The organism is Pedococcus sp. NPDC057267 (assembly GCF_042668795.1).
GTDB lineage: Bacteria > Actinomycetota > Actinomycetes > Actinomycetales > Dermatophilaceae > Pedococcus.
On sequence record NZ_JBHUYG010000153.1, the window covers coordinates 1 to 6,618 of the forward strand.

A 6,618-nucleotide genomic window follows, 5' to 3' on the forward strand; every position below is an offset into this window, starting at 1 on the left:
TCCCAACGCACGTTTCACGTCAGCAACTGCCGTTTTGCGGTGCGTGGCCGGGGTCCGGTGCCACCGACCGCAGTGGCCCGACCAGCCCGGGGTGCCACTCCTCACGCTGAAGTTGCATTCAGCAACTAAGTGATTTAAAGTTGCGTAGCGCAACCAAAGGAGTTCCCATGACAACCACGGCCCCCACGGCGCCGACGAGCGGCGCTCCGACCGATGCCGCCGTCGACCACGCCCTGGAGGTGCTGTCGGCGCTGACCGGACTGATCCGCACCAGCCGCTCGATCGGACGGCGCCTCCAGGAGGAGGGTGCGGGCGCGTCGGGCACCCCGGTCGCCGTCCTCAAGGCCCTGGCCCGCGCCGACGGGCACGACCGCCCCGGTGACCTCGCCGTCGCCGCCGGCGTCGCGCCCTCGGTCGTCAGCCGGGTCCTGCCCAAGCTCGAGGAGGACGGCCTCGTGCGCCGACGCCCCGACGAGTCCGACGCCCGATCCTGCCGGATCACCCTCACCGACGAGGGCGTGGCGCACCTGGCCCGGGTGCAGCGCCTGACCGCCGCCCGCCTCGCGCCGGCGCTGGACGGCATACCTCCCGGCGACCTCGACCGGCTGCCACGGCTGCTGGCCGAGCTCGACCGCGCACTCGTGCGCGCCACCGACCCACACCCCGCAACGACGCGGCACCACGAGACCACCACGACCCCACAGGACAACGACTGATGTCAGCCACCACCGCGCCCGCCACCGGGATCCCCGAACCGACGGGGGAGATGAGCCACCGGCAGATCCTCGAGGCCATGACCGGCCTGCTCGCCGGACTGTTCACCGCCCTCATCAGCAGCACCATCGTCTCGACCGCGCTGCCCACGATCATCGGCGACCTGCACGGCACCCAGCGCCAGTACACCTGGGTGATCACCGCGTCGCTGCTCGCCACCACCGTGAGCACGCCCATCTGGGGCAAGCTCTCCGACCTGTTCAGCAAGAAGCTGCTCGTGCAGATGTCGCTCGCCGTGTTCGTCCTCGGCTCGGTGGCCGCGGGCCAGTCGCACAGCGTCGGCTTCCTCATCGCCTGTCGCGTCGTCCAGGGCCTCGGCATGGGCGGCCTCACCGCCCTCACCCAGTCGATCCTCGGTGCCATGATCGCCCCGCGTGAGCGCGGCCGGTACTCCGGCTACATGGGTGCGGTCATGGCGGTCTCCACCGTGAGCGGCCCGCTGCTCGGTGGCTTCATCGTCGACAGCGGCCTGGGCTGGCGCTGGACGTTCTACGTGTGCGTCCCGCTCGCGATCATCGCCATGTTCATCCTCCAGGCGACGCTGCACATCACCACGCCGAAGCGGATGCCGAAGATCGACTACCTCGGCGCAGTCCTCATCGCCATCACGTCGTCGCTGCCGCTGCTGTGGGTCACCTTCGCGGGCAACGACTTCCCGTGGTGGTCGATGCAGACCGCCCTCTACCTCGGCGGCACCCTCGTCGGCCTGGCGCTGACGATCGTCGTCGAGCTGCGTGCAGCCGAGCCGATCATCCCGATCCGGCTGCTGCGCAACCTCACCACCGGCCTGGTCATCATCGCCAGCGTGGCGGTCGGCGTCGCGATGTTCGGCGGCACGACCTTCCTCACCCAGTACTTCCAGGTGTCGCGCGGCTACAGCCCGACCCACGCCGGCCTGCTCACCATCCCGCTCATGGGTGCGCTGCTGCTCTCCTCGACCCTCGGTGGCCGCTACGTCAGCAACACCGGCAGGTGGAAGGGCATCATCATCGTCGGTGGCGTCCTGCTCACGGCGGGCCTGGTCTGGCTCGGGCGGCTCGACCACCTCACCCCGCTGTGGCAGATCGGCACGGCCATGGCCCTGCTCGGCCTCGGCATGGGCATGATGATGCAGAACCTCGTCCTCGCCGTGCAGAACTCGGTCGACGTCCGGGACATCGGTGCCGCCTCGGCGAGCATCGCGTTCTTCCGCACGCTCGGTGGCGCGATGGGCGTCTCGGTGCTCGGTGCCGTGCTGGCCAACGGTGTGCGCGACCACATCGCCGCGGGCCTCAGGGCGCTCGGCCCCAAGGCGGCCGCCGCGGCCCAGTCGGGTGGCGGCACCGGCACGCTGGACGTCAAGGACATGCCTGCGCCGATCCGCGAGATCGTCCGGGCCGCGTACGGCGACTCGACCGGGCACATCTTCCTCATCGCCGCGGCGTTCGGCGTCGTTGCCCTGCTGGCCGTGCTCTTCGTGAAGGAGACGCCGCTGCGCACGACCGTCTCCATGGCGGAGCAGGCCCCGGTGTCCGAGCAGGCCCCGGTGTCCGAGCAGGCCCCGGTGTCCGAGCAGGCCCCGGTGTCCGAGCAGGCCCCGGCCCCGGACCAGGCCCCGACCTCGATGGCCGAGGACGCCCCGCTGGCCGCCGCGGCGGCCACCGCCGCCACGACCGCGACCGGCGCGCCGGAGGCCACCGGCCTGGTCGCAGCGAACGGTGCGCCCGAGGCGACGGGCCCGGTCGCGCCGGCCCGTGGCGCGGCCCCCGAGCGGGTTCTCGAGCCGCAGTCGCAGGCGGATGCCGAGGAGCTCGCCGCCGTGGCAGCCCTGGACGTCCTGAGCGCCGCGGAGCAGGAGGTCCGGCGTCGGGCCCGGGCCGGTGACGAGGCGGTCGCCGCTGCGCGCACGCTGGTCACCTCGCTGGGGCGCGAGGTCGAGGAGGCGCTCGAGGGTTTCCAGCGCGGGCTGGCCTCGGTCCTGCGCGACCTCGACGACCCGGCGGCCGGGCGGCACTCCACCCACCGCGTCGCCGAGCAGCTGCACGACCTCGAGTTCACCCTGCTGCGCAGCAGCCAGGCCACGGCCGACCGCGTCGTCGCGGCGGCCCACGCCGAGGCCGAGACGATCGTGGCCCGGGCCCGGCTCGAGGCCAGCCGCGTGGGCCGGCAGGACGTCCCGGCTGCGGACCACGCCGGCTCCGAGCACGTGGCCGGACCCGAGGACGTCGCCCGGGTCGGGGAGGAGTCGGCGGAGCGCGTCAGCCTGCCCGACCGCCCGACCCAGGACTGAGGCGCCCAGCCCCGTCGCCGTGGTCCTGCCCTGCTCGCTCGAGCGGGAGCAGGACCACGGCGCGCGTGCCCGGTCCCGCGTCGTCGAGCCGGACCCGGCCGCCGTGCCGGCTCACGAGCTCGCGGACGATGGCCAGGCCCAGCCCGCTTCCGCCGCTGTCACGGTCGCGGGCGTCGTCGAGCCGTGCGAACCGGTCGAAGACGCGCTCGCGGTCTGCTTCCGGGATGCCGGACCCGTCGTCGGAGACGGTGACCCGGGCGACGTCCGGGCCGTCCTGCGCCGGGCGACGGGACACCTCGACGACGACCTCCGACGCGGCGTGCCGCACCGCGTTGTCGATCAGGGCCGACAATGCCCGGTCCAGCTCCTCCGGCCGCCCCTGCGCCACGACTCCCTGCGCCTCTCCTGCGGACCCGGCGCCCGCCCCTCCGGTGGACCCGGCGTCCGCCTCTCCTGCGGACCCGGCGCCCGCCCCTCCGGTGGACCCGGGGTCCCACGGCGAGACACCACGAGCCCACTGACCACCTGAGCGGACCGTCACGGGGACCCGCGCGGCGGCATACCGCGCCACCACGGCGGTCGCCAGGGCGGTGAGGTCCACCGGCTCCAACCGCCGGGACGGGCTCGGCGCACCCGCCCGCGCGAGGACCAGCAGGTCGTCGACGATGCGGCCGAGCCGCTCCACCTCCGGGAGCAGGTCCGCTGCGAGCCCGTCGCCCTCGCCGAGGTGCTGGGCGACCTCGAGCTGGGTACGCATCGTGGCCAGCGGGCTGCGCAGCTCGTGGGCCGCGTCGGCCACGAACGCACGCTGTCGCGTGCTCGCGTCGGAGAGCCGGGCGAGCATGCCGTTGAGCGTCGTCGCGAGGGCCTGCACCTCGTCCCTGGTCGGGGGCACCGGCAGGCGCTCGCCCGGGTCGGCTGCCTCACCGATGCGCTCGGCCCCCCGGCGCAGCGCCTCGACCGGCCGCAGGGCCGACCCGATGACGCGCCAGGCGATCGCCCCGATGACCAGGAGGAAGGCCGGGAACGCGACGAGCAGGAGCGTGCGCACGACCCGCCGGCTGGTCTCGAGGTCGGCCGTGGGCACGGCGGCGACCACGAGGACCGGCGCGTCCGCCGGGCCTGCCGCCACTCCAGCCACCTCCAGCGGGCCCGACACGCCGGCCCGCGAACCCGGCACCCGCACCGCGTCGCCGCGCAGGACCCGCGGCCGCTCCTGCGGCGTCACGACGGGGGTGAGCCGGTCGGCCGCGACCGAGCCGGAGAGCACCCGGTTCTGCGCGTCGAGCACCTGCACGAGCTGCGCCCCGCTCACCGGCACCGGGTCGGGCAGCCGCCCGTCGTTGACCAGCGCCGCCACGTCCTGCGCGCTGGACCGGGCCTCGGCCCGGACGGCGCGGTCGAGGGCGGCCCCCGTCGCGGCATACAGCACGCCACCGCCGAGCAGCAGCGCACCGACGATCCCGACGAGGCCGATCGCCATGAGCCGCACCCGCAGGGTGCGCCGGGAGAACCAGCTCCCGAGTCTCATGCGCGCCTCATGCGCGCAGGCGGTAGCCGGAGCCCCGGACCGTCTCGATCCGCTCGCGGCCGAGCTTGCGGCGCAGGTAGCCGATGTAGACCTCGACGACGTTGGGGTCGCCGCGCTGGCCCGCACCCCAGACGTCGTCGAGCAGCGACTCCTTCGACACCACGCTCGGGTGCGCGCGCAGCAGGTGCTCGAGCACGAGGAACTCGGTGCGCGATAGGTCCACCGCCACGCCCTCGACCTCCACGCGGCGCGACGACGGGTCGAGGGTGATGCCCGCCGCGTCGAGGACCGGCGGCCGTGGAGCGGGGCCGCGGCGCATGAGGGCGCGCAGCCGGGCGACGAGGACGACGAACGAGAACGGCTTGGTCAGGTAGTCGTCGGCCCCGTAGTCGAGCCCGTCGGCCTGGTCGTACTCGCCGTCCTTGGCCGACAGCAGCAGCACGGGCACGCCGTTGCCCTCCTCGCGCAGGGTCCGCACGACGGTGTAGCCCGACAGGCCCGGCAGCATGATGTCGAGCACCACGGCGTCGTACTCCCCGAACCGGGCCGACTCCAGCCCCGACGGCCCGTCGGCGGCCAGGTCGACGACGAAACCCTCGGCACCGAGCCCCCGGGCCAGGGCAGCGGCCATCCGCTGCTCGTCCTCGACCACCAGCACCCGCACGGCGACCACTCTGGCACGCCCGCCCGTGACGGGGCCGCCGCTCGGGCGCAGGTCGCACCCGCGCCGTCTCAGACTCCTCACAGGTGGGCCGTCGCACGATGTCCCCATGAGCGTGTTCTCGACCCGTCCCGCCACCCGCTGGCTCGCCCCCGGGGCAGCCGTCGTCCTCGTCGGTGGTGTGGCCCTCGTGGCCAACCACAGCGCCAGTGCAGACCCGAGCCTGCCGCCGCGGTCGGCAGCGCAGCTGCTCGTCGACGTGCAGCAGGCGCGGCTCGCGGGCCTGTCGGGCACGGTCGTGCAGACCTCCAACCTGGGGCTGCCCTCGATCGCCGGTCTCGGTGGCGGCGGGGGCGCCGAGGGCGGCTCGGGCGGGTCGTCCGCGCTCTCCTCGACGATCGCGGGCACGCACACCTGGCGGGTGTGGCTGGCCGGGCAGGACAGGCAGCGGCTCGCGCTCGTCGGCAGCCTCGGCGAGTCCGACCTCATACGCGACGGCCGCAACGTGTGGATGTGGTCGAGCAAGGACAAGACCGCCACCCACACCGTCCTGCCGGCCGAGTCCGCGACCGGTGACCACTCCGGCGCGGCCGGCGGCGCCCCGGGCGCCGGGGCGACGCCGGGGGCGACCCCGTCGCCCACCGACCTGCCGAAGACCCCGCAGGAGGCGGCGCAGCGCGCGCTAGCCGCCCTCGACCCCACCACCTCGGTGACGACGAGCGGCACCTCCTCGGTCGCCGGTCGCTCGGCCTACGACCTGGTCCTCAAGCCCAGGGACGCGCAGAGCCTCGTGGCCCAGGTGCGCATCTCGATCGACGCCACGAAGCACGTGCCGCTGCGGGTGCAGGTCTACTCGACCAGGACGGCCAACCCGGCGTTCGAGGTCGGCTTCACCAGCGTCGACTTCGCCACCCCGGCCGCGTCGCAGTTCGCCTTCAACCCGCCACCCGGCACCAAGGTCACCGAGCACACCTTCCCGGCAAAGGCCGACCTGCAGAAGGGCTCCGCGGCCGCGCGGGCCCAGGCCGACGCCTCCCGCCCGACCGTGGTGGGCAAGGGCTGGACGACCGTCCTCGTCGGCAAGCTCCCCACCTCGACGGGGTCGACGTCGCCCGGCACAGGGGCGTCCGGTGACAGGGCCGGTGTGAACGGCGCGACCGGCGCCAAGGGTGCCGCGAGCCTGCAGGGGATGCTGGCGCTGCTGCCCAAGGTCTCCGGCACGTGGGGCTCGGGACACCTGCTCAGCGGCACCCTCTTCTCGGCGGTGGTGACGACCGACGGCCGGTACGCCGTGGGCGCGGTGGCGCCGGACCGCCTCTACGCGGCGCTGGCAGCGCAGAAGTGACGCAGCTGGCGGACCCGACGGGGTGGGCGACCCTGGGG

5 protein-coding genes are annotated in these 6,618 nt (G+C 74.3%); 3 read left to right on the forward strand and 2 right to left on the reverse strand.

The window, feature by feature from the left end; genetic code table 11:
• Positions 1-167 precede the first annotated feature (167 nt).
• On the forward strand, positions 168-716 hold the full coding sequence (locus ACFUC1_RS19935; protein ID WP_379122936.1) for a MarR family winged helix-turn-helix transcriptional regulator: 549 nt from the start codon (positions 168-170) through the stop codon (positions 714-716).
• Positions 716-3,043: an MFS transporter gene (locus tag ACFUC1_RS19940; RefSeq protein ID WP_379122938.1), complete on the forward strand. Its 2,328-nt coding sequence runs from the start codon at positions 716-718 to the stop codon at positions 3,041-3,043. Before ACFUC1_RS19935 ends, ACFUC1_RS19940 begins: the two co-directional genes overlap by 1 nt.
• Here the strand turns inward: ACFUC1_RS19940 and ACFUC1_RS19945 are convergent.
• Positions 3,012-4,574, reverse strand: a complete 1,563-nt coding sequence (locus tag ACFUC1_RS19945) for an ATP-binding protein (RefSeq protein ID WP_379122940.1) — start codon at positions 4,572-4,574, stop codon at positions 3,012-3,014. The two genes, ACFUC1_RS19940 and ACFUC1_RS19945, sit on opposite strands and share 32 nt — an antisense overlap.
• 7 nt (positions 4,575-4,581) lie before the next feature.
• The gene (locus ACFUC1_RS19950; protein ID WP_379122942.1) at positions 4,582-5,238 is read right to left on the reverse strand and encodes a response regulator transcription factor; all 657 of its coding nucleotides are present in this window, start codon (positions 5,236-5,238) and stop codon (positions 4,582-4,584) included.
• A gap of 106 nt (positions 5,239-5,344) precedes the next feature.
• Here ACFUC1_RS19950 and ACFUC1_RS19955 point away from each other — a divergent pair, with 106 nt between their 5' ends.
• Positions 5,345-6,580, forward strand: a complete 1,236-nt coding sequence (locus ACFUC1_RS19955) for an outer membrane lipoprotein carrier protein LolA (RefSeq protein WP_379122944.1) — start codon at positions 5,345-5,347, stop codon at positions 6,578-6,580.
• Positions 6,581-6,618 lie beyond the last annotated feature (38 nt).

What these genes read in the sequence shown, in the direction of transcription:
- ACFUC1_RS19935 (WP_379122936.1), top strand. Translation starts at nt 168, where the DNA reads ATGACAACCACGGCCCCCACGGCGCCGACGAGCGGCGCTCCGACCGAT.
- ACFUC1_RS19940 (WP_379122938.1), top strand. Translation starts at nt 716, where the DNA reads ATGTCAGCCACCACCGCGCCCGCCACCGGGATCCCCGAACCGACGGGG.
- ACFUC1_RS19945 (WP_379122940.1), bottom strand. Translation starts at nt 4,574, where the DNA reads ATGAGACTCGGGAGCTGGTTCTCCCGGCGCACCCTGCGGGTGCGGCTC.
- ACFUC1_RS19955 (WP_379122944.1), top strand. Translation starts at nt 5,345, where the DNA reads ATGAGCGTGTTCTCGACCCGTCCCGCCACCCGCTGGCTCGCCCCCGGG.